General features: G+C 61.5%; 25 protein-coding genes, 1 tRNA gene and 1 rRNA gene (1 of these 27 only partly in view). 18 read left to right on the top strand and 9 right to left on the bottom strand.

What is annotated here, in order from left to right:
* Complete coding sequence (locus ACMUJL_RS10950) at window positions 1-705, bottom strand: response regulator transcription factor (RefSeq protein WP_375568291.1); 705 nt, start codon at window positions 703-705, stop codon at window positions 1-3.
* Window positions 702-2,624: a PAS-domain containing protein gene (locus ACMUJL_RS10945; RefSeq protein ID WP_375568293.1), complete on the bottom strand. Its 1,923-nt coding sequence runs from the start codon at window positions 2,622-2,624 to the stop codon at window positions 702-704. Before ACMUJL_RS10945 ends, ACMUJL_RS10950 begins: the two co-directional genes overlap by 4 nt.
* Before the next feature lie 215 nt (window positions 2,625-2,839).
* On the opposite strand from ACMUJL_RS10945, the gene ACMUJL_RS10940 reads away from it, so the two are divergent.
* The 8 genes from ACMUJL_RS10940 to ACMUJL_RS10905 all read left to right on the top strand — a co-directional run bounded on the left by ACMUJL_RS10940 (window position 2,840) and on the right by ACMUJL_RS10905 (window position 11,581).
* Window positions 2,840-4,813, top strand: coding sequence for an AMP-binding protein (locus ACMUJL_RS10940; protein WP_375568295.1), 1,974 nt, complete (start codon window positions 2,840-2,842; stop codon window positions 4,811-4,813).
* On the top strand, window positions 4,810-5,631 hold the full coding sequence (locus ACMUJL_RS10935; protein ID WP_375568297.1) for an ABC transporter ATP-binding protein: 822 nt from the start codon (window positions 4,810-4,812) through the stop codon (window positions 5,629-5,631). The genes ACMUJL_RS10940 and ACMUJL_RS10935 overlap by 4 nt, the downstream gene beginning before the upstream one ends.
* Before the next feature lie 50 nt (window positions 5,632-5,681).
* The gene (locus ACMUJL_RS10930) at window positions 5,682-6,668 is read left to right on the top strand and encodes a branched-chain amino acid ABC transporter permease (RefSeq protein WP_068287934.1); all 987 of its coding nucleotides are present in this window, start codon (window positions 5,682-5,684) and stop codon (window positions 6,666-6,668) included.
* A gap of 2 nt (window positions 6,669-6,670) precedes the next feature.
* Entirely contained in the window at window positions 6,671-6,889 is a 219-nt protein-coding gene (locus tag ACMUJL_RS10925) for a hypothetical protein (RefSeq protein WP_068287931.1), read from the top strand.
* Between the two features lie 6 nt (window positions 6,890-6,895).
* The gene (locus ACMUJL_RS10920) at window positions 6,896-8,008 is read left to right on the top strand and encodes a branched-chain amino acid ABC transporter permease (RefSeq protein ID WP_068287929.1); all 1,113 of its coding nucleotides are present in this window, start codon (window positions 6,896-6,898) and stop codon (window positions 8,006-8,008) included.
* 75 nt (window positions 8,009-8,083) lie between these two features.
* The gene (locus ACMUJL_RS10915; RefSeq protein WP_375568300.1) at window positions 8,084-9,367 is read left to right on the top strand and encodes an ABC transporter substrate-binding protein; all 1,284 of its coding nucleotides are present in this window, start codon (window positions 8,084-8,086) and stop codon (window positions 9,365-9,367) included.
* 122 nt (window positions 9,368-9,489) lie between these two features.
* Window positions 9,490-10,314 carry an ABC transporter ATP-binding protein gene (locus tag ACMUJL_RS10910; protein ID WP_068287919.1) on the top strand — a complete coding sequence of 275 codons (825 nt, stop codon included), beginning with the start codon at window positions 9,490-9,492 and terminating at the stop codon, window positions 10,312-10,314.
* Between the two features lie 46 nt (window positions 10,315-10,360).
* A complete protein-coding gene (locus ACMUJL_RS10905) occupies window positions 10,361-11,581 on the top strand; it encodes a phenylacetate--CoA ligase family protein (protein ID WP_375568303.1) in 1,221 nt (406 codons plus the stop codon).
* 78 nt (window positions 11,582-11,659) lie between these two features.
* On the opposite strand, the gene ykgO is transcribed toward ACMUJL_RS10905, so the two are convergent.
* Window positions 11,660-11,785 (bottom strand): type B 50S ribosomal protein L36, encoded by a 126-nt coding sequence (gene ykgO / locus ACMUJL_RS10900; protein WP_008562923.1) that lies wholly within the window; start codon window positions 11,783-11,785, stop codon window positions 11,660-11,662.
* 126 nt (window positions 11,786-11,911) lie between these two features.
* A tRNA-Val gene (locus ACMUJL_RS10895) sits at window positions 11,912-11,986 on the bottom strand.
* Window positions 11,987-12,137: 151 nt separating this feature from the next.
* Here ACMUJL_RS10895 and ACMUJL_RS10890 point away from each other — a divergent pair.
* Complete coding sequence (locus ACMUJL_RS10890; protein ID WP_068287912.1) at window positions 12,138-12,998, top strand: N-formylglutamate amidohydrolase; 861 nt, start codon at window positions 12,138-12,140, stop codon at window positions 12,996-12,998.
* 6 nt (window positions 12,999-13,004) lie between these two features.
* On the opposite strand, the gene ACMUJL_RS10885 is transcribed toward ACMUJL_RS10890, so the two are convergent.
* Window positions 13,005-14,258 (bottom strand): DNA polymerase IV, encoded by a 1,254-nt coding sequence (locus ACMUJL_RS10885; RefSeq protein ID WP_375568305.1) that lies wholly within the window; start codon window positions 14,256-14,258, stop codon window positions 13,005-13,007.
* A 58-nt stretch (window positions 14,259-14,316) separates the two neighbouring features.
* Between ACMUJL_RS10885 and ACMUJL_RS10880 the strand changes: the two genes are divergently transcribed.
* The 3 genes from ACMUJL_RS10880 (at window position 14,317) to ACMUJL_RS10870 (ending at window position 15,992) form a co-directional block, all read left to right on the top strand.
* Window positions 14,317-14,745, top strand: a complete 429-nt coding sequence (locus ACMUJL_RS10880) for an NUDIX hydrolase (protein ID WP_068287909.1) — start codon at window positions 14,317-14,319, stop codon at window positions 14,743-14,745.
* A gap of 84 nt (window positions 14,746-14,829) precedes the next feature.
* On the top strand, window positions 14,830-15,717 hold the full coding sequence (locus tag ACMUJL_RS10875; protein ID WP_375568308.1) for an SPFH domain-containing protein: 888 nt from the start codon (window positions 14,830-14,832) through the stop codon (window positions 15,715-15,717).
* A gap of 2 nt (window positions 15,718-15,719) precedes the next feature.
* On the top strand, window positions 15,720-15,992 hold the full coding sequence (locus ACMUJL_RS10870; RefSeq protein WP_068288608.1) for a hypothetical protein: 273 nt from the start codon (window positions 15,720-15,722) through the stop codon (window positions 15,990-15,992).
* Window positions 15,993-16,010: 18 nt separating this feature from the next.
* Here the strand turns inward: ACMUJL_RS10870 and pyrF are convergent, their stop codons facing one another.
* Complete coding sequence (gene pyrF / locus ACMUJL_RS10865) at window positions 16,011-16,712, bottom strand: orotidine-5'-phosphate decarboxylase (protein WP_375568310.1); 702 nt, start codon at window positions 16,710-16,712, stop codon at window positions 16,011-16,013.
* A 131-nt stretch (window positions 16,713-16,843) separates the two neighbouring features.
* On the opposite strand from pyrF, the gene ACMUJL_RS10860 reads away from it, so the two are divergent.
* The gene (locus tag ACMUJL_RS10860; RefSeq protein ID WP_068287904.1) at window positions 16,844-17,614 is read left to right on the top strand and encodes a hypothetical protein; all 771 of its coding nucleotides are present in this window, start codon (window positions 16,844-16,846) and stop codon (window positions 17,612-17,614) included.
* 15 nt (window positions 17,615-17,629) lie between these two features.
* Here the strand turns inward: ACMUJL_RS10860 and ACMUJL_RS10855 are convergent, their stop codons facing one another.
* Window positions 17,630-17,878 (bottom strand): hypothetical protein, encoded by a 249-nt coding sequence (locus tag ACMUJL_RS10855; RefSeq protein ID WP_068287902.1) that lies wholly within the window; start codon window positions 17,876-17,878, stop codon window positions 17,630-17,632.
* Between the two features lie 227 nt (window positions 17,879-18,105).
* On the opposite strand from ACMUJL_RS10855, the gene clpB reads away from it, so the two are divergent.
* Complete coding sequence (gene clpB, locus ACMUJL_RS10850) at window positions 18,106-20,724, top strand: ATP-dependent chaperone ClpB (protein WP_375568312.1); 2,619 nt, start codon at window positions 18,106-18,108, stop codon at window positions 20,722-20,724.
* Between the two features lie 88 nt (window positions 20,725-20,812).
* Here clpB and ACMUJL_RS10845 read toward each other — a convergent pair whose 3' ends face one another.
* Together ACMUJL_RS10845 and ACMUJL_RS10840 are read right to left on the bottom strand one after the other, a co-directional pair.
* Window positions 20,813-21,292 (bottom strand): fasciclin domain-containing protein, encoded by a 480-nt coding sequence (locus ACMUJL_RS10845; protein ID WP_068288607.1) that lies wholly within the window; start codon window positions 21,290-21,292, stop codon window positions 20,813-20,815.
* Between the two features lie 209 nt (window positions 21,293-21,501).
* Window positions 21,502-21,930: a DUF302 domain-containing protein gene (locus ACMUJL_RS10840; RefSeq protein WP_416914257.1), complete on the bottom strand. Its 429-nt coding sequence runs from the start codon at window positions 21,928-21,930 to the stop codon at window positions 21,502-21,504.
* Window positions 21,931-22,125: 195 nt separating this feature from the next.
* On the opposite strand from ACMUJL_RS10840, the gene ACMUJL_RS10835 reads away from it, so the two are divergent.
* From ACMUJL_RS10835 to ACMUJL_RS10820, 4 genes are all read left to right on the top strand, one after another.
* On the top strand, window positions 22,126-23,607 hold the full coding sequence (locus tag ACMUJL_RS10835; protein WP_416914256.1) for an FMN-binding glutamate synthase family protein: 1,482 nt from the start codon (window positions 22,126-22,128) through the stop codon (window positions 23,605-23,607).
* Window positions 23,608-23,675: 68 nt separating this feature from the next.
* Window positions 23,676-24,581 carry a protein-methionine-sulfoxide reductase catalytic subunit MsrP gene (gene msrP, locus ACMUJL_RS10830; RefSeq protein ID WP_375568318.1) on the top strand — a complete coding sequence of 302 codons (906 nt, stop codon included), beginning with the start codon at window positions 23,676-23,678 and terminating at the stop codon, window positions 24,579-24,581.
* A gap of 3 nt (window positions 24,582-24,584) precedes the next feature.
* Window positions 24,585-25,196 carry a protein-methionine-sulfoxide reductase heme-binding subunit MsrQ gene (msrQ, locus tag ACMUJL_RS10825; protein ID WP_375568320.1) on the top strand — a complete coding sequence of 204 codons (612 nt, stop codon included), beginning with the start codon at window positions 24,585-24,587 and terminating at the stop codon, window positions 25,194-25,196.
* An 827-nt stretch (window positions 25,197-26,023) separates the two neighbouring features.
* Window positions 26,024-26,260, top strand: a 16S ribosomal RNA gene (locus tag ACMUJL_RS10820); it runs 1,230 nt beyond the window's last position.

The raw sequence follows: 26,260 nt of genomic DNA, 5'->3' as shown, positions 1-26,260 counted from the left end.
CTATCCGGTCCAGGCCACATCGCCCAGAAAGATGTAACCGGCGCCATAGATCGTCTTGATCAGGCGCGGGTTTTTCGGGTCTTCGCGCAGCTTTGTCCGCAGCCTTGATATGCGCACATCCATTGCCCGGTCGAAACTGTCGCTGGCCGCACCGCCCAATATCTCCTGCATCATCGCGCGTGAGATCAGGCGCTTGGGCCGCTCGAGGAACAGGCGCAGCACTTCACCTTCGGCATGGGAAAACGGTGTCTCGACGCCGCTGTCATCCTCAAGCGCATACCGGTCGAAATGGGCCGTCCAGCCATTGAACAGCGCTGTCTGCCCGGTCTGCGTGACGGGCTGGCCCCGGCGCAGACGCGCGCGGATGCGGGCCACGACCTCGGCCGGATCGAAGGGTTTGATGATGTAGTCATCCGCCCCCAGCTCCAGCCCGGTCACGCGATCCTGCACCTGCGCCCGCCCCGAGATGATGATGACCACAGCGCCCTGTTCCAGTGCCAGGCGATGCACCAGCGTCAGCCCGTCACGATCGGGCAGTGACAGGTCCACAAGGCAAATATCCGGGGTGGCACTCTTCAGCGCGGCTTCGAATTCCGTGGCGCGACCGAAACTCATTGTACGGAACCCGGCCTCGGTCAGGGCATGGGCCAGCATGTTCCGGATTGCGGGCTCGTCATCGAGGATGGTGACCAGTGGTGCAGTCATCGTGTCTTGCCTCCGCCTTGCAGGAATGCCGACAGGCCGCTGGCGCTGAACGGTTTCATCAGCACGGGCACCCGCGCGACAGCGGCCTTGTGATAGGGGTGATCACGCGGCAAGGATGTCATCAGGCGGCAAGGCGGATGGCTTGTGGGTAGACGGTCCAGCAGGTCCAGCCCGGTTTCATGCCCCTCCAGTGTGATGTCGGACAGGATCAGCGCGATATCCGGCAGCTGATCCAGCAGCGCCATCGCCTCATCCACGCTTGCGGCTTCGATGACCGCATGGCCAAGGTCGCGCAGCATCTCGCGGATACCGACGCGCAGGTCGGGACTGTCCTCGACCAGAAGCACGAGGCCCGGCGCAAGCGCCAGCGCGGCAGGCCGGAGCGGCAGACGCAGGCTGACCTTGCCACCCTGTTCGGTATTGCCGATCACGACGCGCCCGCCGGCCAGCTTGACCATGTCATAGACCATGGCCAGCCCCAGCCCTGTGCCTTCGCCACCCTTGGTGGTGAAAAACGGCTCAAGCGCATGTTCCAGCGCAGCCTCGGAAAAGCCGGGGCCCGTGTCTGTCACGGTGAACTCTGCCCAGGTGTTCTGCACCGGGGTAACCTCCAGCCGTATCTCGCCCGAGGTGCCGCAGGCGTCGCGCGCATTCAGGATCAGGTTCAACAGGGAATCCTGCAACATGCCGGTATCCAGCATCAGCGCATCATGCGGGATGGCGTTATGGATCGTCAGCGCGATACCGGGCGGCAGCGCAGGGGCGGCAAGAGTTTCCAGATCCGACAGCGCCGCGCGCAGGTCGGCCGCCGTGGGGTTCCATTCGCGCGCGCCGGTGATGTCCCCGATCCTGTTCAGCAGAGCCCCGCCGCGATGGGCCGCGGACAGTGTCGCGGTCACCAGGTCGCGCGCGCCCGGTGGCAAGTCCATGCGTTGCAGGCGTGACTGACTTCCCATGATGATCGTCAGCAGGTTCGAAAAATCATGCGCCATGCCGCTGGTCAACTGGGCCGCCATTTCGCGCCGCCGCGTCTGTTGCAGGGCGCTGCGGGCCTGGCTTTCCTCGGTCACATCCATCGAAAGGATATAGACACCATTGATCTGTCCATCCGGCGCACGGTCCGGCGTGAACGCCGCGCGAATGCGGCGCGAGCTGTCCTCGTCATTGAATTCGAACACCGATGCGGTGCCGAAAAACGCGGCATCCAGATGCGGCTGAATGGCGGCATAGGCTGATTCGCCAAGCGCCTTGTGAATGGACAGGCCCAGGATATTCGTCGGCCTGCCCGGCATGACGACACCCAGCTTGCGGTTCGAGAAGGTGTAGCAGCGGTCGCGCCCGACATGCGAGATGTGGGCGGGCATCATCTCGGTTGTCTGGCGGGTGCGCGCCTCGGTTTCGGTCAACTGGCGCTTGGCTTCCTCCAGCGCGGTGACGGTCGCCTCCAGCTTGCGGTTCGTGGCGCTCAGTTCCTCGGCATAGGCCAGCACCTTGTCGCTCAACTCTTCGGACCTTGCGCGCAACAAGGCTTCCTGCCGTTTGACTTGTGTGATCTCGGTATAGACCGTGACCCATCCCCCCTGCGGCAGCGGCGAGCCTTCGACGCTGATGCTGCGCCCGTCGGGACGCACCCTTTCCATGTAGTGCGGTTCGAAGGCGCGGGCCTGTTCCACGCGGATGCGCACGGCTTCGGCCAGATCGTGGATCGGTCCGTATTCACCCCGCTGCGCGAGAAAGCGGATCGTGTCCTCGAACCGCGCGCCGGGGGTCGTCAATTCGACCGGCAGGTCGAACATCTCGCGGAACGGGCGGTTGCAGATCACGAGGCGCAGATCGCTGTCATAGATCGACAGCGCCTGCTGGATCAGGTTCAACCCGGCCATGGTCATCGCGGCAGTGTCGATCGGTGCGCTTGTCATCGTCAGTCCTTTGGTCGGGTATGGCTAGCACCACAAGCCGCGCCCGCCTAGTGCCCGATCCGCGCCCGTGACTGTTACAATTCGTAACAATTGGGAAATCATCAGGAAAAAGTTGACGTAGAGCGTAGCAGGTGCACCATCGAAACTCGGTAAAGAATCGCCGAACAAGGTGGTCACCGGCCCGGAGGGAGAACGGGCGCAAGGGAGGGAAAGATTTGGCACAGTCGTCACAGGCGACCGGTGGACTCGTGTCCATACCGGCGCTGTTGCAGCGCAACGCCCAGAAGTTCGCGGACAAGCCCGCGTTCCGCGAAAAGGAATTCGGCATCTGGCAGACCTGGACGTGGAAGGACGTTCAGCGCGAAGTGGATAACTTCGCGCTTGGGCTGATAAACCTTGGCGTCAACGAAGGCGATTTCGTCGCCATCATCGGCAGCAACCGTCCGCAATTGTATTGGTCGATGGTCGCGGCGCAGTCCGTGGGCGCGGTCCCCGTGCCGCTTTACCAGGACTCTGCAGCCGAAGAGATGGCATATGTCCTCGATCATTGCGGTGCACGCTTCATCATCGTCGAGGACCAGGAACAGGTCGACAAGGTGATCGAGGTGCAGGATCGCCTGCATCAGTTCGAACACATGATCTACCTCGATCCACGGGGCCTCCGGAAATACGACCATTCGCGGCTGCATGAATTCAGCCATGTGCAGGAGCAGGGCCACGCCGCCCGTGACGAGTTCACGCCCGAACTGGAAAAGCGCCGGGCCAAGCTGGACATGTCCTCGACCTGCGTGATGCTTTACACTTCGGGCACGACCGGCAAGCCCAAGGGTGTGGTGCTGAGCAACCGCAACATCATCGAAAGCGCGCATAACTCGTCGGATTTCGACAAGCTGGGTCCGGACGAGGAAATCCTGGCCTATCTGCCGATGGCCTGGGTGGGCGATTTCATCTTCTCGGTCGGGCAGGCCTATTGGGCCGGGTTCTGCGTGAACTGCCCCGAAAGCCCCGAGACGATGGTCACCGACCTTCGCGAAATCGGTCCCACGTACTACTTTGCCCCGCCCCGCGTCTTCGAGACCCAGCTGACCAACGTCATGATCCGCATGGAAGACGCCAGCCGGATGAAGAAATGGCTGTTCGACACCTTCATGGCCCACGCCCGCAAGGTCGGTCCCGCCATCCTCGACGGCAAGCCCGTCAGCTTCATGGACCGGTTGAAATACAAGCTGGGTGATCTGTTCGTTTACGGACCGCTGAAGAACACCCTTGGCTTCAGCCGCGTCCGCATCGGCTATACCGCAGGCGAGGCGATTGGCCCCGAGATCTTCGATTTCTATCGCAGCCTGGGGATCAACCTGAAACAGCTCTACGGCCAGACCGAGGCGACGGTGTTCATCACCATGCAGCCTGATGGCGAGGTGCGCTCGGATACCGTGGGCGTGCCGGCACCGGGGGTCGAGCTGAAGATCGGCGACAATGGCGAGGTCTATTACCGCAGCCCCGGTGTGTTCGAATACTACTACAAGAACCCCGAAAGCACCGCCGACACCAAGGATCCCGAAGGCTGGGTCGCCACTGGCGACGCAGGCTTCATCGAGGAAGGGTCCGGGCATCTTCGGATCATCGACCGCGCCAAGGACGTGGGCAAGATGGCTGATGGCAGCCTGTTCGCGCCCAAGTATGTCGAGAACAAGCTGAAGTTCTACCCGAACATCCTGGAAGCGGTGGTTTTCGGCAATGGCCGCGACCGTTGCATGGCTTTCATCAACATCGACCTCAGCGCGGTGGGCAACTGGGCCGAACGCAACAACATCGCCTATTCCTCCTATCAGGAACTGGCCGGGCATCCCAAGGTGCTGGCCCAGGTGCAGGCCCATGTCGAGGAAGTGAACCGGTCGATCGCGGATGACCCGATGCTCTCGGGCTGCCAGATCCATCGCTTCCTGATCCTGCACAAGGAACTGGATGCCGATGACGGCGAAATGACCCGCACCCGCAAGGTCCGCCGCCGCATCGTCGAGGACAAGTTCCACGATCTGATCACCGCGCTGTACGACGGGTCCGACAAGATCAGCACCCGCACGGAAGTGACCTATGAGGACGGGCGCAAGGGATACATCAGTGCAACGCTCGAGATCCGGGACGCCAAGGTGCAGCCCGTCACGACGCAGAAGATGGCAGCAGAATGAACCAGATGAGCACAGAAGGTTACACCACCGCCGACGGTCGCAAGATCGGCGGCGTGATGATGGAGATGAAGAACATCACGCTGCGCTTCGGTGGGGTGAAAGCGATCACCGACATCAGCTTTGACATCCGCGAGGGCGAGATCCGCGCGATCATCGGACCGAACGGCGCGGGCAAGTCATCCATGCTGAACGTCATCTCGGGCTTCTATGTCCCGCAGGAGGGTGAAGTCTGGTTCCGCGGGGCCAAGCGTCCGCCGATGAAGCCCTATCAGGTGGCCCAGCAGGGCATTGCCCGCACCTTCCAGAACATCGCCCTTTTCGAAGGCATGAGCGTTCTGGACAACGTGATGACCGGACGCCTGACCCATATGAAAAGCGGCATGCTGGAGCAGGCCATCTGGAAGGGCAAGGCCGAGCGTGAAGAGGTCGAGAACCGCGAAGTCGTGGAAAAGATCATCGACTTCCTTGAGATCCAGGCCATCCGCAAGACGCCGGTCGCGCGTCTGCCCTATGGTCTGAAAAAGCGTGTGGAACTGGCCCGCGCGCTGGCGGCAGAACCCAAGCTGTTGCTGCTGGACGAACCAATGGCCGGCATGAACGTCGAGGAAAAAGAGGACATGAGCCGCTTCATCCTGGACGTGAACGACGAATTCGGCACCACGATCGCGCTGATCGAACATGACATGGGCGTGGTGATGGACCTGTCCGACCGCGTGGTCGTGATGGATTACGGCAAGAAGATCGGCGACGGCACGCCCGACGAGGTGCGCAGCAACCAGGCTGTGATCGATGCCTACCTTGGTGTGGCCCATGACTGATCCGCTGCACGCACGCCGTCCTTTCAACAGTTTCGCAGGGAGTGCTTCGCATGCCTGACCAACTTCTCTTTGCCATCGAGGTGACGCTGAACGGGCTGATGGCAGGCGTCCTTTATGCGCTGGTCGCCCTTGGCTTCGTGCTGATCTACAAGGCCAGCGGCATCTTCAACTATGCGCAAGGCGTCATGGCGCTGTTCTCGGCGGCGACGCTTGTGGGCATCATGAATGGCGATGTGCCCTTCAGCCACCTGATCAACGCCATCCTTGGCACCGATATCCATCATTTCGGCTGGCACGTGCCCGCGATCCTCGCGATCCTGCTGACGATGGGCGTGATGATCTTCCTGGCCTGGGCCGTGAACCGCTTTGTCTTCAAGCATCTGGTGAACCAGGAACCGATCATCCTGTTCATGGCGACCATCGGGCTTGCCTATTTCCTCGAAGGTCTCAGCGACATGATGTGGGGCGGTGACATCAAGAAACTGGATGTCGGCCTGCCGCAGGGCATCAACGAAACCATCGACGAGGTGACCTTCAACCTGTTCGGTTACGGCTTCTTCATCGACAATCTGGATATCGTTGCCGCCGTGGTTGCCGTGATCCTCGTGATCGCGCTGACGCTCTACAGCCAGTATTCCAAGCAGGGCCGCGCGCTGCGTGCCGTGGCCGATGACCACCAGGCGGCGCTGTCTGTGGGCATCTCGCTGAACTACATCTGGATCCTCGTCTGGTCGATCGCGGGCTTCGTGGCGCTGGTCGCCGGCATCATGTGGGGTGCGAAATCGGGCGTGCAGTTCTCGCTGTCGCTGATCGCGCTCAAGGCGCTGCCGGTTCTGATGCTGGGTGGCTTCACCTCGATCCCTGGTGCCATCGTGGGCGGGTTGATCATCGGCGTGGGTGAAAAGCTGTTCGAATTCACCCTGGGCGGCATGATGGGGGGTGCTACCGAAAACTGGTTCGCCTATGTGCTGGCACTGGTCTTCCTTGTGTTCCGGCCGCAGGGCCTGTTCGGCGAGAAGATCATCGAGAGGGTGTGATCATGAAAAAACTGATCGCCATCATCAATGTTGTCGCCTGGTCCGGCTTCTGGGCTTTTGGCTACCTGGCGCTGACCGCCGGAGACTTGTCGCAGCACCAGATCACGATTGCCAGCCTTCTGGCCGGTCTGGGCTTCGTCACCGGCGTGGTCGCCTATCTGAAACTCTCGCATGGAACGCCCGGAGTGCGCCACATGTCGAAAATCCGCGAAGAGGGGTAAGGGCTGATGTTCTACCGTGAGGCAGGCGATTTCAAGACATCCTACGTGGATGACAACCAGACCTTCCCGATCAAGTTCGACCGTTACCGTTACTATGCGGTGCTGTTCGTGGCTTTCGCGATCATTCCCTTCGTGATCAACGACTACTGGGTCAACGCGGTCTTCATGCCGTTCCTGATCTATTCGATTGCAGCCATCGGCCTGAACATCCTGATCGGGTATTGCGGCCAGGTTTCGCTGGGTACGGGTGGTTTCATGGCGGTGGGCGCCTATGCCTGCTACAAGTTCATGACCGGCATCGACATCTGGTGGGGTGGCGAGCTGCTGTTCCGCCTGCCCGAGTTCAACATCTTCTTCAGCGTGTTGATGGGTGGCCTGACCACGGCGCTTGTGGGCGTGCTGTTCGGCCTGCCCAGCCTGCGGATCAAGGGTTTCTACCTTGCGGTCGCGACACTGGCCGCGCAGTTCTTCCTGGTCTGGGTGTTCAACCGCGTGTCATGGTTCTACAACTACTCGGCTTCGGGGCAGATCTCGGCGCCCGAGCATCACATCGCCGGGGTTGCGATCACCGGACCGAACGCGGACGCCTGGGCGATGTACCTCTTCTGCCTGGTGTTCGTGGCATTCAGCGCGATCATCGCGCGCAACCTGACCCGCGGGTCGTTCGGGCGCAAATGGATGGCGATCCGCGACATGGACATCGCGGCCGAGATCATCGGCGTCGACCCGTTGCGCGCCAAGCTCAGCGCCTTTGCCGTGTCGTCCTTCTTTGTCGGCATCTCGGGCGCGCTGTTCTTCGCGGTCTACCTTGGCGCTGTCGAAGTTGGCGAGGCCTTCGGCATCCAGAAATCGTTCCTCGTGCTGTTCATGGTCATCATCGGTGGCCTGGGGTCAATCTTTGGCTCCTTCGCCGGCGCGGCCTTCCTGGTGCTGCTGCCCGTGTTCCTGAAGAACACGCTTGTGGGCGCGCTGGGCTGGCCCACGGACCTTGCCGCGCATCTGGAATTCATGATCGTCGGCGCACTGATCATCATATTTCTGATCGCCGAACCGCATGGTCTTGCGCAGCTATGGCGCGTGACCAAGGAAAAATTGCGGCTTTGGCCCTTCCCGCACTAGGGCGGGGGCAAGGCAACTTTTTCGGAGGCTTGCTTCCGGACATCACCATCGGAAAAACCAAGGGAGGATAACCCGATGAAACTGAAACTGATTACAGCGGTGACCGCAGCCATCGTGGCGGCAGCACCTGCGATGGCCGAGCTGACCTTTACGGCGCTCAGCTATCGGACCGGACCCTATGCGGCGAACGGGATCCCCTTCGCGGACGGGTATCAGGATTACTTTACCCTGCTCAACGAGCGTGACGGCGGCATCGGTGGGGAGCCGGTCAACCTGATCGAGTGCGAAACCGGCTACAACACCGAAAAAGGTGTGGAATGCTACGAATCCACCAAAGGTTCGGGTGCGCTGGTCTATCAGCCGCTGTCGACCGGCATCACCTATCAGCTGATTCCCAAGGCAACGGCAGACGGCATCCCGGTCCACTCGATGGGCTATGGCCGGACCTCGGCCAAGAACGGTGAAGTGTTCCGCAACATCTTCAACTATCCTGCCAACTACTGGGATGGCGCATCCGTCGGCATCAAGCACCTGCTGGACATCAACGGCGGCGACATCAGCGGCAAGAAGGTCGCGCTGGTCTATCACAACTCCGCCTATGGCAAGGAACCGATCCGCACCCTGGAAGAGCTGGCCAAGAAGCACGGTTACGAGCTGACCCTGCTGCCGGTCGATCACCCCGGTCAGGAGCAGAAGTCCCAGTGGCTGCAGATCCGCCGCGACAAGCCTGACTATGTCCTGATGTGGGGCTGGGGCGTGATGAACCAGGTCGCCATCCAGGAAGCCGTGAACATCCGTTATCCGATGGAAAACTTCATCGGCATCTGGTGGTCGGGTTCGGAAAACGACGTGCTGCCCGCAGGCGATGGCGCCAACGGCTACAAGGCACTGACCTTCCACGCCACGGGCGCGAACTATCCGCTGTTCGACGACATCAAGACGCATGTCGTGGACAAGGGCAAAGCGGCCGGTGCAGGCGACCAGATCGGTACCGCGCTTTATAACCGCGGTCTCTATGCGGCCATGCTGGCAGCCGAAGCGGCGAAAACCGCACAGGGGATCCACAACACCACGGCCCTGACCCCCGCGCAGATGCGCGACGGGATGGAGAACCTGGAAATCACCGAAGCCAAGATGACCGAACTGGGTCTGCCGGGCTTTGGTCCCTCGTTCAAGGTCAGCTGCCAGAACCACGGCGGTGACGGCCTGGTGGCGGTTGTGCAGTGGGATTATGCATCCAAGTCCTGGAACATGATCTCTGACTTCCAGCAGTCGGATCAGGACGTCCTGAACCCGCTGATCGCGGAAGATTCGTCAGCCTATGCGGCCGAGGCCAACATCACACCGGGTTGTAACTGATCCAGACCCGCTGCGGGCAGTCCATGTGGCTGCCCGCGCATTTTGGATATTTGAAGCAAGAAGAAGACTGGACGCTGCCCCTCCCCGCAGAAGGGCGCGTTAACCTTAACGGAGCGTGAGACATGCTGGACGCAGGCCGGACCGAAGAAAACCTTCTTGAGGTCAACAACATCGAGGTGATCTACAATCACGTGATCCTCGTGCTCAAGGGCGTGTCGCTCAAGGTGCCCAAGGGCGGGATCACCGCGCTTCTGGGCGGCAATGGCGCGGGCAAGACCACCACGCTCAAGGCTATTTCCAACCTGCTGCATTCAGAACGCGGCGAGGTCACGAAGGGCAACATCCTGTATCGTGGCGAGCGGGTCCAGGACCTGAGCCCGAACGACCTGGTGCAGAAGGGCGTCATCCAGGTGATGGAAGGCCGCCACTGTTTCGAACACCTGACCGTCGAGGAAAACCTGCTGACCGGCGCCTATACGCGCAAGGACGGCAAGGGCGCCATCGAGGCCGACCTGCAGATGGTCTACGACTATTTTCCGCGGTTGAAAGAGCGCCGCAAAAGCCAGGCGGGCTATACCTCGGGCGGTGAGCAGCAGATGGTCGCGATCGGTCGCGCTCTGATGAGCCGGCCCGAGACGATCCTGCTGGACGAGCCCAGCATGGGTCTGGCACCGCAGCTTGTGGAAGAGATCTTCACCATCGTGAAGAACCTCAACGAGAAAGAGGGCAACACCTTCCTTCTGGCCGAGCAGAATACGAACGTCGCCCTGCGTTTCGCGCATTATGGCTATATCCTGGAATCGGGCCGCGTCGTGATGGATGGCCCGGCCGCCGATCTGCGCGAAAACCCCGACGTCAAGGAATTCTACCTCGGGGTTTCGGAAGAAGGGCGAAAGTCATTCCGTGATGTGCGGTCCTATCGTCGGCGCAAGCGCTGGCTCAGCTGATCCGACCCATTTCATTTTTCCAGTCAGGTTATGCGAAAGGTCTCCCATGACCCGCTTTTTTGATGAACTCGAAACACGCAGCGCGGCACAGCGTGCAGCCCATCTGGCCAAGGCTCTGCCGGATCAGATCACACGCGCCAAGGCGCTGCCGGGATATGCCGGAGCCCTGGACGGGGTGAACCCTGCCGGCATCACCACGCTTGACGCGCTGGCCATGCTGCCGGTTCTGCGCAAGTCAGATCTGGGGCGCGCGCAAGCGGCCAGCGGACCATTCGGCGGGCTGACGACCCGCCCTGCGCATGGCTTTGCGCATATCTTCCAGTCCCCGGGTCCGATCTATGAACCGGGCGGAACGGAACATGACTGGTGGCGCATGGGGCGTTTCCTGAACGCCTGCGGCATCGGGCGCGGCGATATCGTGCAGAACTGCTTTGGCTATCATCTGACTCCGGCCGGCATGATCTTTGAATCCGGGGCGCGCGCCGTCGGCGCGGCCGTTCTGCCTGCGGGCACCGGCCAGACGGAACTGCAGGTCACCGCCAGCCGTGATGTCGGCGTTACCGCTTATGCGGGCACACCGGATTACCTGAAGGTGATTCTGGACAAGGCCGACGAGATGGGCGTGCAGCTTGGCATCACCCGCGCCGCCGTGGGCGGCGGGGCGCTGTTCCCCTCGCTACGCAAGGAATATGCCGATCGCGGGATCCTGTGCCTGCAATGCTATGCCACGGCTGATCTTGGCAACATCGCTTATGAAAGCGAAGCGCAGGAAGGCATGATCGTGGATGAGGGTGTGATCGTCGAGATCGTGACCCCCGGCACTGGCGATCCGGTGGCGCCCGGTCAGGTCGGCGAAGTGGTCGTGACCACGCTCAACCCCGATTATCCGCTGATCCGCTTTGCCACGGGCGATCTGAGCGCGGTGATGGAGGGGGTCAGCCCCTGTGGCCGCACCAACATGCGCATCAAGGGCTGGATGGGTCGGGCCGATCAGACCACCAAGATCAAGGGCATGTTCGTGCGCCCAGAGCAGGTGGCGCAGCTTGTCGCCAAACATGCCGAGATCAGCCGCGCGCGGGTCATCGCCAGCCGGGAAGGCGAGATGGATGTGATGACCGTGCAGATCGAATCTGCGGGTGGCAATGCCGATGCCTATGCCAGCACAGTGGCCGAGGTGCTGAAGCTGAAAGGCAAGATCGAGCTGCTCAGCCCCGGCAGCCTGCCCAATGACGGCAAGGTCATCGAGGATCAGCGCGTCTACGACTGATCCTCACGCGACCCACATCGGCCAAAACAAAAAGACCGCCCCGAGGGGCGGTCTTTTCGTTCAGCGATCGCGTGTCGATCAGCCCTGGCGGGCTTTGAACCGACGCTGCGTCTTGTTGATCACGTAGACGCGGCCTTTGCGGCGCACGACACGGCAGTCGCGATGCCGGTTCTTGAGCGAGCGGAGCGAGTTCTTGACCTTCATGGTCCTCTCCTATCAGTCGCGGCGCGGGCCTTGCGCCTTGTGGTTGCCTTGTCCCGATTGCCCGGGACGGTGAAATGGCCCCCGAGGGGGCCAGAGATACATCCCGTTACCGGAATGGAGAAATCATGGTGGGCGATACAAGGTTCGAACTTGTGACCCCTTCGATGTCAACGAAGTGCTCTACCACTGAGCTAATCACCCATGATACCGGTCGGAACTGCGCCCTCTTAAACGAAGAGGGGCGCGGGATTCCGCGCCGGTTCGTGGTCTATAAAAGGAGTCGGAAGCAGGATCAAGGGCTTTTGGCAAAGCGATTTATCGCGCTATGATAGGTTTATAGCGAGGACGACACATGCCATCGGTAGCCTACCACTTGATCCGGCCGGAAGAAACACGCACCAGCGTGATATTCGCGTCGCCCCACAGCGGACGCGACTACCCCTGGAGCTTTCTGCGCCGCACGGTACTGGACGAGCATTCGATCCGGACTTCCGAGGACGCCTTTGTGGACAGGCTTTACCAGGCGGCGCCCGATCTTGGCGCGCCCCTTCTTCTGGCGGGCGCACCGCGCGCCTATATCGACCTGAACCGCAGCGCGGATGAATTGGACCCCGCCCTCATCGACGGGGTGCGCGGGCTGACGCATAATCCGCGCATCGCATCAGGGCTGGGGGTGGTCCCCCGCGTGGTGGCCGGAGGCAGGGCGATCTATCGTGGCAAGTTGCAACTGGACGAGGTGCAAGGCCGGATCACCGGCTTTTGGCGTCCCTATCATGCCATGCTTCAACGTCTGCTGGACGAGGCGCATGGGCAATTCGGTGAGGCAATCCTGATCGACTGCCATTCCATGCCGCACGAGGCCATGGACGGTATTGCAAGGTCCGGTGCGCGGCGGCCCGATATCGTGCTGGGGGACAGGTTCGGCGCATCCGCGGCGCCATGGGTTGTGGATCAGGTCGAGGCCGCGTTTGAAGGAACCGGACTTGTCGTGGCGCGCAATGCGCCATTTGCGGGGGCCTACACGACCCAGCATTACGGCCGACCGGCCCGCAGCCAGCATGTCGTGCAGATCGAAGTCGATCGCGCGCTTTACATGAACGAGCAGCTGATCCGCCCCAATGGCAATTTCGTCAATTTCCAGAAGGCCATGACCGGTGTGATCGGCCGCATCATCGACATCGGACAGCGCAAACAAAGGCTGGCGGCGGAATGATTGCGCCTATCTGAGGGCGCGTCCCTTGAGAATGGCATCCTCGCCGAACCGCGCCCGGATCGAATCGGTCGCGCGTTCAGCCCGGTGACGCGCTGCGGCTTGCGGGTCCAGCAGATCATGCGACAGATCCGCGGCATTTTCAGGCACCAGATCGGACAGCCCTACCCCGATCAGGCGATAGGGGCCGGCGTTCGGCCCCTGGTCGAACAGGGCGCGCGCCTCGCGGTAAAGCCTGTCCGCCAGTTGCGTGGCATCGCGCATGGCGTGGCGCCGGGTCAGGATCCGGTGATCCGCCCGCTTGAGTTTCAGTGTCACCACCCGGCCTGCCAGCGCCTTGGCCTTGGCGCGGTCGGCCACCTTCTCGGCCAGCCGCCAGATATGGCCGTCAAGGATGTCCGGGTCTGACGTGTCTTCGGAAAAAGTCGTCTCGTTCGAGATGGATTTCATCGGAGTGTCGCGCGACACGCGCCGGGTATCCTGTCCGCGCGCCAGGTGCCACAGACGGTCCCCCATGCTGCCGAAACGCGCGGTCAGGTCGCGCGCCTCCCAACGCAGCAGGTCGTCAAAGCTGCGGATGCCCGCGGCCTCAAGTGCCGCCTGTGTCGCCTGTCCGACGCCCCAGATCATCCGTACCGGCTTGCCGCGCAGGAACGCGGCCGTGTCGCTGCGTCCGATCACCGAAAACCCGTGCGGTTTGTTCATGTCCGATGCGACCTTGGCCAGGAACTTGTTGTGGCTCAGGCCGATGGATCCCGTCAGGCCCAGTTCCGTCTTCATTCGGCGCACCAGCCGCGCCAGCATGACGGCTGGCGGCGCACCATGCAGGCGTTCCGTGCCTGTCAGGTCCAGAAACGCCTCGTCCAGCGACAGCGGCTCGATTGCCGGCGTCAATTCTTCCATCATGGCGCGGATTGCGCGCGAGGCGTCGACATAGGCCTGCATGCGCGGTTTGATCACCACCGCTTCGGGGCACAGTTTCAGCGCCTGGAACATCGGCATGGCGGATCGGACGCCCTTGATCCGGGCGATGTAGCAGGCCGTGGACACCACGCCGCGCCGTCCCCCGCCGATGATCACCGGTTTGTCCACCAAAGCCGGGTTGTCCCGCTTCTCGACCGAGGCATAGAAGGCGTCGCAATCCATATGCGCGATGGTCAGGCTGTCCAGCTCAGGATGGCTGACAATGCGCGGTCGTCCGCAGGACGGACAGCGGGCGGCTGCGTCGAAGCGGGTCAGGCAGTCGCGGCACAGGCTGGGCATCGGGGGAAATCCGGGCACATGGTATCGGTATGGCTGAGTTTCAGCATATATGAGGGGGATGACACAGGAAACCGATATCACCGGGCAGAATTTCATCGGGGCCAAGCTGGCCCTGTTCCTGGGCGACAGCCTGATCACGATCCTGCGCGACGATACCCCCGAAATTCCCTGGCCCGGCCGTCTGGACCTGCCGGGGGGCGGGCGCGAGGGGCAGGAATCCCCGCAAGACTGCGTGATGCGCGAAACCCGCGAGGAACTGGGCTTGGCGGTCGGCCTGCGCGATCTGCGCTGGGGGCAAAGGTTCATCGGCAGCGCGGGGCCGGTCTGGTTCTTTGCCGCCCACCTGCACGAGACGCGGGTGAATGACGTTGTTTTCGGAAACGAGGGGCAAGGCTGGCACCTGATGACACCCGCGGCATACCTTTCCGATCCACTGGCGATCCCGCATTTTCAGGACAGGCTGCGCCTTTATCTTCGGTCGATGTGATCTACTGCCAAGGCAAGCAATTCGCCGATTCCCTTGGACCAGACATCAGGTTATCTTCAGGCGTGCATAAGGGAGTGAATTTGAATGAACGATAATCTTACGGATATTTTAGGAGGAAACGCCGTTTCACTGGCGATTGCCCTGCTGGTGGTCGTGGCGCTCTACAAGGCCGTCAAGATCGTTCCACAGTCTGAAAAGCATGTGGTCGAACGCTTTGGTCGTCTGCGCGTCGTGCTGGGGCCGGGGATCAATTTCATCATCCCCTTCCTCGATATCGTGGCGCACCGCATTTCGGTGCTGGAGCGGCAGTTGCCGAATGCCGAACAAGACGCGATCACTTCGGACAACGTGTTGTTGAAGGTCGAAACATCGGTCTTCTACCGCATCACCGAACCTGAAAAGACAGTGTACCGCATCCGTGATGTGGATGGCGCGATTGCAACGACCGTCGCAGGGATCGTGCGCTCCGAGATCGGCAAGATCGAACTGGACCAGGTGCAGTCGAACCGCGCAGATCTGATCACCAAGATCCGCGAGCAGGTTGTCGCCATGGTGGACGACTGGGGGATCGAGGTTACGCGGGCCGAGATCCTGGACGTGAACCTTGATGCGGCCACGCGATCCGCCATGTTGCAGCAGCTCAACGCCGAGCGCGCCCGCCGCGCCCAGGTGACCGAGGCCGAGGGCCGCAAGCGTGCCGTGGAACTGGCAGCCGATGCCGATCTCTATGCGGCCGAGCAGATGGCCAAGGCGCGCCGGGTCGAAGCGGATGCAGAAGCCTATGCAACCGGTGTCGTTGCCGCGGCGATCAAGGAAAACGGCCTGGAAGCCGCACAATACCAGGTTGCCTTGAAACAGGTCGAGGCATTGCAAGCGGTTGCGACCGGTGATGGCAAGCAGACGATCCTGCTGCCGGCTGCCGCGCTCGAGGCATTCGGCAATGCCTTCGGATTGCTGAAGGGGAAAGGCTGATGGTGCTCTGGCAGGAATGGTGGGTCTGGGTCGTTGTCGGCGTGACGCTGGCCGTGGCCGAGGTGATGTTGCCCGGCTTCATCCTTCTGGGCTTTGCAATCGGCGCGGCGCTGGTCGGTCTTTTGTTGCTGATCGGCCTGCTGGGCGGCAACCTGTTCGTGCTGATCCTTGTCTTTGCCATTGCCTCGCTGGTGGCCTGGATCGCGCTGCGCCGACTGGTCGGCATCCGCAAGGGTCAGGTCAAGATCTGGGATCGCGACATCAACGAGAACTGATTGCCCCGCGGGGCGTGATCACGCCCCGCGCAATTCGTCCAGAATGGCCAGCGCAGCCAGACGCGGATCGGTCGCCTGCCAGATCGGGCGACCCACCACGATGTGATCGGCCCCGTCCCTGACCGCCAGCGCGGGTGTGGCAATGCGCTTCTGATCACCCTTGTCGGCGCCTGCGGGCCTGACCCCTGGCGTCACGATCAGACGGCCCTTTGCCTGCGGAAGCGCCCGGATCAGCGCCGCCTCCTGCGGTGAGGCGATGACACCATCGGCCCCCGCCTCGAACGCCAGCGCGGCGCGTTCCAGCACCAGGTCGGTGACATTGCCGGCCTTGATCAGCGCCGCATCAAGATCGCCACGGTCCAGCGAGGTCAGGATCGTCACCGCCAGGATCTTCATGTCCTTGCCGCCGACCCCGTTGCGCGCCGCACGCACCACATGCGGATCGCCATGTACGGTCAGGAAATCCAGATCGTATTGCGCCAGTCCTCGGACTGCCGCCTCGACCGTGGCGCCGATATCGAACAGTTTCATGTCCAGGAAGATGCGCTTGCCGTGTTCCTGTTTCAGCTCATTGGCCAGCGCCAGCCCGCCGCCCGTCAGCATCCCAAGGCCGATCTTGTAGAAACTGACCGCATCGCCCAGCTTTTCGGCCAGCGCCAGCCCTTCCAGTGCGTTGGGCACATCAAGGGCAAGGATCAGGCGGTCATCGGCGGCTGTCATGGCAGTATCCTTCGGGCTGGGGCGTGTCAGGGTTCGGGCGGTGTTAGCGGCATGCCTGCCTGCGGGCAAGACTCCAGATTGACCGTGCCCCCGCGCCGCATCATCATTGCATGACAGCGGTAAGAGGTATCATGCGTTTTTCAGTGACATACGACCGGGACGACGACAGGCCAGGATCAGGCCCGATCATGGTGGGCTGGTTTCTGACCAGCGACAAGGGCGCGGTCCTTTATGATCCCCCTGAAAGGCTGACATCGCGACAGACGCACAAGGGGCATGCCAAGTCTGCCGCGCGCTGTCCCGCCGTGGTGCAGATGGAAAGCCGGTATTTCGTGGTGAAATGCCCCTTTGATATGCATATCGGATTCAAGCGGGATGATCAGGGCAAGGCAATGCTTGTTAATCTGGCGGGTGGCGCGTCGCCGGTCAGGGGCAGCAAGCTGGGTCAGATCCTGACCCTCGTGAATGAGGGCGAGTGGCGCTACCCGGATCGTCCCACGGTGCAGATGGCGCTGCCGTATTGCTTCATTGCCGACGAAGTTCTCTATCTGACGCAGTTGGGCACTTTCGCCCATTACCGCGCAGATCCGCTGCCGGGCACGATTTTCGGCGGGCGCTTTCCCGTCAATATCTGGCCGCGTCCCCTGATGTGGGCCTTCGAATGGCACGACACTGAAAAGCCGCTTGTTCTGCGGCGGGGCGAGCCCTTGTTCTATTGCCAGTTCGAGGGCAGCGCACCGGACCGCGCGATACAACTGGTCGAGGCAGAGCGTACGCCGGAACTTGATTCCTATCTGGAAAAGCTGTCGGGCGTGGTGAATTACGTCAACCAGACGTTCAGCCTGTTCCAGGCCGCACAATCCATGCGCCCGGCGTCACTGCTGACGCCAAAAAAACGCTAGGCCCAGGGGCAGGGATCAGGCAAGCAGCCCTTCCGCCACACGGATTTCGCGCTTGCCGCTGCGAAACTCCGGCATGCGTCGAAGCTGCCGGATGGCTTCGTGCAGAACGGCCGATCTGCGGTTTTCGGGCGCCATGTCGTCCAGGGGAACCCGGCAGTCCACAAGAATGCGGCCCATGTCGGACAAGACGGCCACATGCGCACGCATGTCGCTGTCATGGTGTTCGATATGCAGGCCCGCGATGTCGATTTGCGTGATATACATCAATGATTACCTCACTGCTCCTGTTCGCATGGATAAACGAAAGAGGCGGCTAAAGTATGTTCGGCCTTTGGCTATTTTCGGCAAATTCTAGTCAACTCTGGCCATATGGGGCGGGAGGGTCTTGAACAGGTTGCGATCTGCAACCATCTTGGATGTGAGGCCCGGAAAAGGGTGTGCCGCAAAGCGGGCACCACGATACGCGGGCGCTTGGACAAAGGAGAAAGACCATGGACTTGAGCAAGTTCACGGAGCGGTCGCGCGGTTTCATTCAGGCCGCCCAGACCATCGCCATGCGCGACAATCATCAGCGACTGGCACCTGAACACATTCTGAAAGCATTGATGGACGACGATCAGGGGCTTGCCGGCAACCTGATCAAGCGCGCCGGTGGCGATCCTGTCCGCGTGGCCGAGGCAACCGCGCTGGCGATGGGCAAGATCCCGAAAGTGTCGGGCGATGCCGGGCAGGTCTATCTGGACAATGTCACCGTCAAGGTTCTGGACGAGGCGGGCAAGCTTGCCACCAAGGCCGGTGACAGCTTTGTGCCGGTCGAACGCCTGCTGATGGCGCTCTGCATGGTCAAGTCGCCCGCCAAGGATGCACTGGACGCGGGTGCCGTCACCGCGCAGAAGCTGAACGAGGCGATCAACGATATCCGCAAGGGGCGCACGGCGGACACGGCCAGTGCCGAGGAAGGTTACGACGCGCTGAAGAAATACGCGCGCGATCTGACCGAAGCCGCCGAAGCTGGCAAGATCGACCCGATCATCGGCCGGGACGAGGAAATTCGTCGTGCGATGCAGGTTCTCAGCCGCCGCACCAAGAACAACCCGGTCCTGATCGGTGAACCCGGTGTCGGTAAAACCGCCATCGCCGAAGGTCTGGCGCTGCGTATCGTCAATGGCGATGTGCCGGAATCCCTGCGCAACAAGCGTCTGATGGCGCTGGATATGGGTGCGCTGATTGCTGGCGCGAAATATCGCGGTGAATTCGAAGAGCGGCTGAAAGCTGTCCTGAACGAAGTGACCGCAGCGGCAGGCGAGATCATCCTGTTCATCGACGAGATGCACACGCTGGTCGGTGCCGGCAAGTCGGATGGCGCCATGGACGCGGCCAACCTGATCAAGCCCGCGCTGGCGCGGGGCGAATTGCATTGCGTCGGTGCGACCACGCTGGATGAATACCGCAAATACGTGGAAAAGGATGCGGCTCTTGCCCGGCGGTTCCAGCCGGTGATGGTGTCCGAGCCCACGGTCGAGGATACGATCTCGATCCTGCGGGGCATCAAGGAAAAATACGAACTGCACCACGGTGTACGGATCAGCGACTCGGCTCTGGTGGCTGCGGCGACCCTGTCGCACCGCTATATCACCGACCGTTTCCTGCCCGACAAGGCGATCGACCTGATGGACGAGGCGGCAAGTCGGCTGCGCATGGAAGTGGACAGCAAGCCCGAGGAACTGGACGCGCTGGACCGCGAGATCCTGCAAAAGCAGATCGAGGCCGAGGCGCTGCGCCTTGAGGATGACGCTGCCTCCAAGGATCGTCTGGGCACGCTGGAAAAGGATCTGGCCGAGTTGATGGAACGCTCTGCCGAGATGACCGCGAAATGGCAGGCCGAGCGTGACAAGCTGGCCGGTGCCCGCGATCTGAAAGAGCAGCTCGACCGCGCCCGTGCCGAACTGGACATCGCCAAGCGCGAGGGCAACCTGGCCAAGGCCGGAGAGCTGTCCTATGGCGTGATCCCCCAGCTTGAGAAGAAGCTGTCCGCGGCCGAGGAAACTGGCGCCGATGGTGTGATGGTCGAAGAGGCCGTGCGCCCCGAACAGATCGCGCAGGTCGTCGAGCGGTGGACAGGCATTCCCACTACCAAGATGCTGGAAGGCGAGCGTGAAAAGCTCTTGCGCATGGAGGATGAACTGGGTCGCCGCGTGATCGGACAGAACACCGCCGTCAAGGCCGTGGCCAATGCGGTGCGCCGCGCGCGTGCGGGCCTGAACGACGAGAACCGCCCGCTGGGATCCTTCCTGTTCCTGGGGCCGACCGGCGTGGGCAAGACAGAACTGACCAAGGCGGTGGCCGAATACCTGTTCGACGACGAGAACGCGATGGTGCGGATCGACATGTCGGAATTCATGGAAAAGCATTCGGTCAGCCGCCTGATCGGCGCGCCTCCGGGGTATGTCGGCTATGACGAGGGTGGCGTCCTGACCGAGGCGGTGCGGCGCAGGCCCTACCAGGTGGTGCTGTTCGACGAGGTGGAAAAGGCCCATCCCGATGTCTTCAACGTGCTGCTGCAGGTGCTGGATGATGGTGTGCTGACCGATGGTCAGGGCCACCGCGTCGATTTCAAGCAGACGCTGATCGTGCTGACCTCGAACCTGGGTGCGCAGGCGCTGAGCCAACTGCCCGAAGGTTCGGACGCGTCGGACGCCAAGCGCGACGTGATGGATGCGGTGCGGGCGCATTTCCGGCCCGAGTTCCTGAACCGTCTGGACGAGACGATCATCTTCGACCGGCTGTCGCGCAAGGACATGGATGGCATCGTGGAAATCCAGCTGCGCCGCCTGCTCAAGCGGCTGGCCGGGCGCAAGATCGTGCTGGAGCTGGACGGCAGCGCCAAGACCTGGCTGGCCGATGAAGGCTATGACCCGGTGTTCGGGGCGCGGCCCTTGAAGCGGGTGATCCAGCGCGCGCTGCAGGATCCGCTGGCCGAGATGCTGCTGGCCGGTGACATCAAGGACGGCACCATCGTTCCGGTGTCGGCGGGGGCGGATGGCCTGATCATCGGCGACCGCATCGCCGCGTCCAACCGGCCCAAGCCGGATGGCGCCGTGGTGCATTGACAGGAGAACGGGTCGGCAGACCCCTGATCTGAACAAAAAAGGCGGGCCAAGTGCCCGCCTTTTCCGTAGACAGGTGTCCGGCCTCCGGTCACTCGGGCAGGATCACCGCGTCGATGACGTGGATCACGCCGTTCGAGGCTTCGATATCGGCGGTCACGACATTCGCGCCGTTCACCGTCACGCCACCTTCGGTCATGATCTTCACATCGCCACCCTGCACGGTGGTGGCGGACATGTCGTTGGACAGGTCGCCCGACATGACTTTGCCGGCCACGACGTGATAGGTCAGGATCGCAACCAGCGTGTCCTTGTTTTCCGGCTTCAGCAGGTCCTCGACCGTGCCTGCGGGCAGGGCTGCGAATGCTTCATCCGTGGGGGCGAAGACGGTGAAGGGACCTTCGCCTTTCAGGGTGTCGACCAGGCCCGCGGCCTGCACGGCGGCGACCAGCGTGTTGAAGCTTCCGGCGCCGACGGCGGTGTCGACGATGTCCTTGGACATGCTGCCGGCGAATGCGGGACCAGCCATCAGGGCGGCTGCGGTCATGGCGAGGTAGGTTCTGCGGAACATCTTTTTCTCCCAGGTTTGAATCAGGACGCCGTCAGTGGCATCACGACGGTTACGCATCGTCCCTGTCGCTGGTTCACCGGGGATTTCCGCCTGCGCGGCTTGACGAAAAAGGGCGCCGACCTAAGCCGCGCCCTTTTCCGGTTTCCAATGATATTCATGTGATCCGGCGCGAGTGCGTCGTGATCTGATCTGCCCGTGGTTGCGGTTGCCTACTGCCCGATCGCCGCGCGCGCGATCGTGTCGAGAAGCGCCTCGACCTCTTTCATCGCGCCTTCGGGATAGCTGCGAAAGCCGATCATCGTCTGGTCCGGCGTCTCGGGCGACACGGCAACAAAGATGTCATAGGGGCAGAAGACAATGTTCATCGGGTCGGCCTCCATCACCTTGCGCGAAACGGCGGCCGAACAGAAGCTGTAGACATCGGCCTTGAGGAAGATCGTCACATCCGATCCGACATCGGCCTTCGTACGTTCCAGCATGTCGCCCACATGCGAGGTGCCGTCGATCACGAGGCCCTGGTCGATGATGGCGTTCTCCAGCCCGAAGATCACATCCTCGAAGGGCTGGTCGGTTGTATATGTGATCATGTCCTGCGCCGACGCCGCAGTCGCGATGCAGGCGGCGAGGCCTGTTGTCATCAACAGAGTTCTCATGCGTGGTTCCTCCTTGGAGTGCATTGGCAGCCGGGCCATCCGATCACGGGATCGCGTTCCGATCCCGTCTTTCCGATGCCCGAACACGCCTTGTCGCAACGTCTTGAATTTCGCACTGTAGAGCCGTGGTCAAGCGTTGCATTGATACAAATCAAAAGGATTGAATGTATGGATTTTGCGATGAACGCGCTTTTGTTTCTGGCGCTTCTCTTTGTCTTGGTGCTTGGGGTTGGTGTCCTTGCTGCACTTCTCTTCTTTATCGTGGACAAGACGCAGACCGGCGATGCGGTGCGGCGCAACTATCCGGTGATCGGGCGGTTCCGGCATCTGTTCACGGCGCTGGGCGAGTTTTTCCGGCAGTATTTCTTTGCCATGGACCGCGAGGAGATGCCATTCAACCGGGCGCAGCGGGACTGGGTCTATCATTCCACCAAGGGGCAGGGAAACACGGTCGCCTTCGGATCGACACGCAACCTGTCGATCCCCGGCACGCCGATTTTCGTGAACGCGGTCTTTCCGCCGCTGGATGATCAGTTTTCCGTCACGCAGCCGATGATCATCGGGCCGACGGCGGCCATTCCCTATCGGGCGAAGTCGATCTTCAACATCTCCGGCATGAGCTATGGTGCGATTTCCCGCCCGGCGGTCGAGGCGCTGAGCCGTGGTGCCGCCAAGGCGGGCATCTGGCTGAACACCGGGGAAGGCGGGCTGTCGCCCTTCCACCTGACGGGGGCCTGCGACATCGTCTATCAGATCGGCACGGCGAAATACGGTGTGCGCGATGAGCATGGCAACCTGAGCGACGACAAGCTGCGCGCGGTGTCGGACCATCCGCAGGTCAAGATGTTCGAGCTGAAGCTGGCGCAGGGCGCGAAACCCGGCAAGGGCGGCATCCTGCCTGGCGAAAAGGTCAATGCCGAGATTGCCGAGATCCGCGGCATTCCGGTGGGGCGCGACAGTGTCTCGCCCAATCGTCACCTCGAGATCGACAGCTTTGAAGACCTGCTGGACGTGATCGGACATATCCGCCGGGTGACGGGCAAGCCGGTCGGCTTCAAGACAGTCATCGGATCCTCGGATGCTTGGGAGGATCTGTTCACCCTGATCAACGCGCGCGGTCCCGACAGCGCGCCGGATTTCATCACAGTCGATGGGGGCGAAGGGGGAACCGGGGCCGCCCCCATGCCCCTGATCGATCTTGTCGGCATGCCCCTGCGCGAGGCGCTGGTCAGGATGGTCGACCTGCGGGATCGTCACGGCCTCAAGGATCGGATCCGCATCATCGCCAGCGGCAAGCTGGTCAATCCCGGCGATGTCGCCTGGGCGATCTGCGCGGGAGCGGATTTCGTGACCTCGGCGCGCGGTTTCATGTTCAGCCTGGGCTGTATCCAGGCGCTGAAATGCAACCGCAACACCTGTCCCACAGGGATCACGACACATGATCCAAAGCTGCAACGCGGCCTGGTGGTCGAGGACAAGTATGAAAAGGTGGCGAACTACGCCAAGTCCATCATCAAGGAGGTCGAGACCATCGCCCATTCCGTCGGCGTTGCCGAACCGCGCCTGATGCGACGCCGCCATGTCAGGCTGGTGCAGGCCAATGGCGAGTTGATCCCGCTCAACAAGATTTGCCCAAGTTACAATCCGACCACGTCAATGTGAGAAGACTTGCTTTTGAAAAGTCGCAGCTTCGAGATAAGTCCGTAACGACCATCATAAAGGAGAGGCGCATGGCGAACCGTTGGAAACCCGACCTGACCGAAGGGGATGTGACGCCCGAAAGCGTCTATCTGAATCGCCGTGCCTTGTTGTCCGGCGTGGCAGGTCTTGGGCTGGTCGGGCTGGCAGGGCAGGGTCACGCACAGGCGGACGGCCTCAAGCCGAACACCTGGGAAGAGATCACCAGCTACAACAACTTCTATGAATTCGGCACCGACAAGGGCGATCCGGCAAAATATGCAGGGCAGATGACCACCTCGCCCTGGACCGTAAAGATCGACGGCATGGTCGACCGCCCTGCCGATTACACATTCGAAGACATCATGGCCCGCATGACGGTTGAAGAGCGGATCTACCGGTTCCGCTGCGTCGAGGCCTGGTCGATGGTGATCCCGTGGAACGGTTTCGAACTGGCCGACCTTCTGAACATGGCAGGCGTGCAGTCGGGTGCGAAATACGTGGCCTTCGAGACCCTGATGCGTCCCGAAGAAATGCCCGGCCTGCGCTTTCCGGTGCTGGACTGGCCCTATGTCGAAGGTCTGCGCCTGGACGAGGCGATGCATCCGTTGACCATCATGGCGACCGGCATCTATGGCCGCGACATCCCCAATCAGAACGGTGCGCCCCTGCGGCTGGTGGTGCCATGGAAATACGGGTTCAAGTCGATCAAATCGATCGTGCGGATCACCCTGACCGATACGCAGCCGCCGACCAGCTGGAACAAGGCGGCCCCGCGCGAGTACGGCTTCTACAGCAACGTGAACCCCGAGGTGGATCACCCGCGCTGGAGCCAGGCCAGCGAGCGCCGCATCGGCGCGGGCCTGTTTGCCCGTAACGAGCCGACCCTGATGATGAACGGTTATGCCGAGGAGGTGGCCAGCCTCTATGCCGGCATGGACCTGGCAAAGTTCTACTGACCGATGCTGGCGGATCAGGTGAATACCGCGGTCCGCCGCATCCCCGTCTGGCTGGTCTATACGCTTGGACTGCTGCCGGCGCCGTGGTTTCTGTATCTGGGCCTGACCGGCGGGCTTGGGGTCGAGCCGATCAAGGCGCTTGAGCATGAGCTTGGACTTCTGGCCTTGCAGATCATGGTGGCGGGATTGTGCATCACGCCGCTGCGCCGCTACGCCGGGCTGAACCTGCTGCGATTCCGGCGTGCCCTTGGCATCCTGTGCTTTACCTATGTCGCCCTTCATCTTCTGGTCTGGCTTGTACTGGATGTGCAGACACTTGAACGGGTCTGGGCCGATATCGTGAAACGTCCTTATATAACCATCGGCATGACGGCCTTCGTGCTGCTCATCCCGCTGGCCCTGACATCCAACGATCTGTCAGTGCGCAGGCTGGGGCCGTTGTGGCGTCGCCTGCACAAGCTGACCTATGTCGCTGTTCCCTTGGGGGCGATTCATTTCGTGATGCTGCGCAAGGGATTCCAGCTTGAACCCTTGGTCTATCTTCTGGCGATTGCGGCCCTTCTGGCCCTTCGCCTGCCCGTGCTGGCCCGACCGCGCCGGACAAGCAGGGCCTGAGGAGCGATTCCATTGTGCCCATGATCCGGGCAATGACCCTTGGAAACGGCCTGATTTACATGCGCAAATGGAATTGTTTTCCTGTGTCAGGGTGAGCCGGCACCGATTTTCGCCCTCACGACCGCCAATTCCCCCCTCATCAACGCGGATATGGGCCAGGGTCACCGTCATCTTCTGAAGGCTCGGCCGGTCGACTCGCGGGCGCTTTCGGCTCTTCTTGGGGATAGGTCTGTGGGTAACGCTAGATGTAGTTCTCACACCATCCTGGCTGCGGTCATTTTCTTGCGCAGAACGCGGCTCAAATGAAACTAGATTGCCCTAACCCATTAAATTCCAATGAAAAATCGGATTTCCAAAAAAAATGTGACGTTTGTGAAAAAAGCCCTTGCGGGTTCCTGCGGCAAACCGTAGAACCCCCCTCACGGCGACGCAGAGACGCGGCGCTGGGGACCGGACGGAACGACGGAGCGGTGCTTCGGAGGGAGATCCGGGAAGGAATTTGGGGATAAGTTGGGCGGGTTGCGCTTATAGTTTGAGCGCGCCGGTTTGATTTTGTCTCTTGGGGTTACGGCTCCGACGCTCTTTGACATTGATGATATCTGAAGAGATATGTGGGCGGTTTGGTTCATTCGATGGATCAACGTCTGTATATCGCGCTAGTAGGGGCAACCCGATGATCTAGTGTCAGCTTCACTGTTTGGCGGCTTCTGGTTTCTGATGAAACCTGGAGCACATCAAACAGAGACTGTTTTGCAATGTTTCCTAGCCGGAACATTGTGGAACGATGTGCAGAGGTTCGAACGTCAAGGATAAGCGGAAACGCTTTTCAACTTGAGAGTTTGATCCTGGCTCAGAACGAACGCTGGCGGCAGGCCTAACACATGCAAGTCGAGCGGCACCTTCGGGTGTAGCGGCGGACGGGTTAGTAACGCGTGGGAACGTGCCCTTCTCTACGGAATAGCCTCGGGAAACTGAGAGTAATACCGTATACGCCCTTCGGGGGAAAGATTTATCGGAGAAGGATCGGCCCGCGTCTGATTAGATAGTTGGTGGGGTAATGGCCT

The organism is Seohaeicola sp., assembly GCF_048006315.1.
Lineage (GTDB): Bacteria > Pseudomonadota > Alphaproteobacteria > Rhodobacterales > Rhodobacteraceae > Seohaeicola.
This window is presented reverse-complemented; position numbering and strand designations above follow the sequence as displayed.

Excerpts from the sequence above, each read along its gene's own strand:
- ACMUJL_RS10875 (WP_375568308.1), top strand. The coding sequence starts at position 14,830 with ATGAACGATAATCTTACGGATATTTTAGGAGGAAACGCCGTTTCACTG.
- ACMUJL_RS10890 (WP_068287912.1), top strand. The coding sequence starts at position 12,138 with ATGCCATCGGTAGCCTACCACTTGATCCGGCCGGAAGAAACACGCACC.
- ACMUJL_RS10915 (WP_375568300.1), top strand. The coding sequence starts at position 8,084 with ATGAAACTGAAACTGATTACAGCGGTGACCGCAGCCATCGTGGCGGCA.
- ACMUJL_RS10855 (WP_068287902.1), bottom strand. The coding sequence starts at position 17,878 with ATGTATATCACGCAAATCGACATCGCGGGCCTGCATATCGAACACCAT.
- pyrF (WP_375568310.1), bottom strand. The coding sequence starts at position 16,712 with ATGACAGCCGCCGATGACCGCCTGATCCTTGCCCTTGATGTGCCCAAC.
- ACMUJL_RS10845 (WP_068288607.1), bottom strand. The coding sequence starts at position 21,292 with ATGTTCCGCAGAACCTACCTCGCCATGACCGCAGCCGCCCTGATGGCT.
- ykgO (WP_008562923.1), bottom strand. The coding sequence starts at position 11,785 with ATGAAGGTCAAGAACTCGCTCCGCTCGCTCAAGAACCGGCATCGCGAC.
- ACMUJL_RS10935 (WP_375568297.1), top strand. The coding sequence starts at position 4,810 with ATGAACCAGATGAGCACAGAAGGTTACACCACCGCCGACGGTCGCAAG.
- msrP (WP_375568318.1), top strand. The coding sequence starts at position 23,676 with ATGGCGAACCGTTGGAAACCCGACCTGACCGAAGGGGATGTGACGCCC.
- ACMUJL_RS10945 (WP_375568293.1), bottom strand. The coding sequence starts at position 2,624 with ATGACAAGCGCACCGATCGACACTGCCGCGATGACCATGGCCGGGTTG.
- ACMUJL_RS10925 (WP_068287931.1), top strand. The coding sequence starts at position 6,671 with ATGAAAAAACTGATCGCCATCATCAATGTTGTCGCCTGGTCCGGCTTC.
- clpB (WP_375568312.1), top strand. The coding sequence starts at position 18,106 with ATGGACTTGAGCAAGTTCACGGAGCGGTCGCGCGGTTTCATTCAGGCC.
- ACMUJL_RS10860 (WP_068287904.1), top strand. The coding sequence starts at position 16,844 with ATGCGTTTTTCAGTGACATACGACCGGGACGACGACAGGCCAGGATCA.
- ACMUJL_RS10885 (WP_375568305.1), bottom strand. The coding sequence starts at position 14,258 with ATGCCCAGCCTGTGCCGCGACTGCCTGACCCGCTTCGACGCAGCCGCC.
- ACMUJL_RS10840 (WP_416914257.1), bottom strand. The coding sequence starts at position 21,930 with ATGACAACAGGCCTCGCCGCCTGCATCGCGACTGCGGCGTCGGCGCAG.
- ACMUJL_RS10835 (WP_416914256.1), top strand. The coding sequence starts at position 22,126 with ATGAACGCGCTTTTGTTTCTGGCGCTTCTCTTTGTCTTGGTGCTTGGG.
- ACMUJL_RS10950 (WP_375568291.1), bottom strand. The coding sequence starts at position 705 with ATGACTGCACCACTGGTCACCATCCTCGATGACGAGCCCGCAATCCGG.
- ACMUJL_RS10905 (WP_375568303.1), top strand. The coding sequence starts at position 10,361 with ATGACCCGCTTTTTTGATGAACTCGAAACACGCAGCGCGGCACAGCGT.
- ACMUJL_RS10930 (WP_068287934.1), top strand. The coding sequence starts at position 5,682 with ATGCCTGACCAACTTCTCTTTGCCATCGAGGTGACGCTGAACGGGCTG.
- ACMUJL_RS10920 (WP_068287929.1), top strand. The coding sequence starts at position 6,896 with ATGTTCTACCGTGAGGCAGGCGATTTCAAGACATCCTACGTGGATGAC.
- msrQ (WP_375568320.1), top strand. The coding sequence starts at position 24,585 with ATGCTGGCGGATCAGGTGAATACCGCGGTCCGCCGCATCCCCGTCTGG.
- ACMUJL_RS10880 (WP_068287909.1), top strand. The coding sequence starts at position 14,317 with ATGACACAGGAAACCGATATCACCGGGCAGAATTTCATCGGGGCCAAG.
- ACMUJL_RS10910 (WP_068287919.1), top strand. The coding sequence starts at position 9,490 with ATGCTGGACGCAGGCCGGACCGAAGAAAACCTTCTTGAGGTCAACAAC.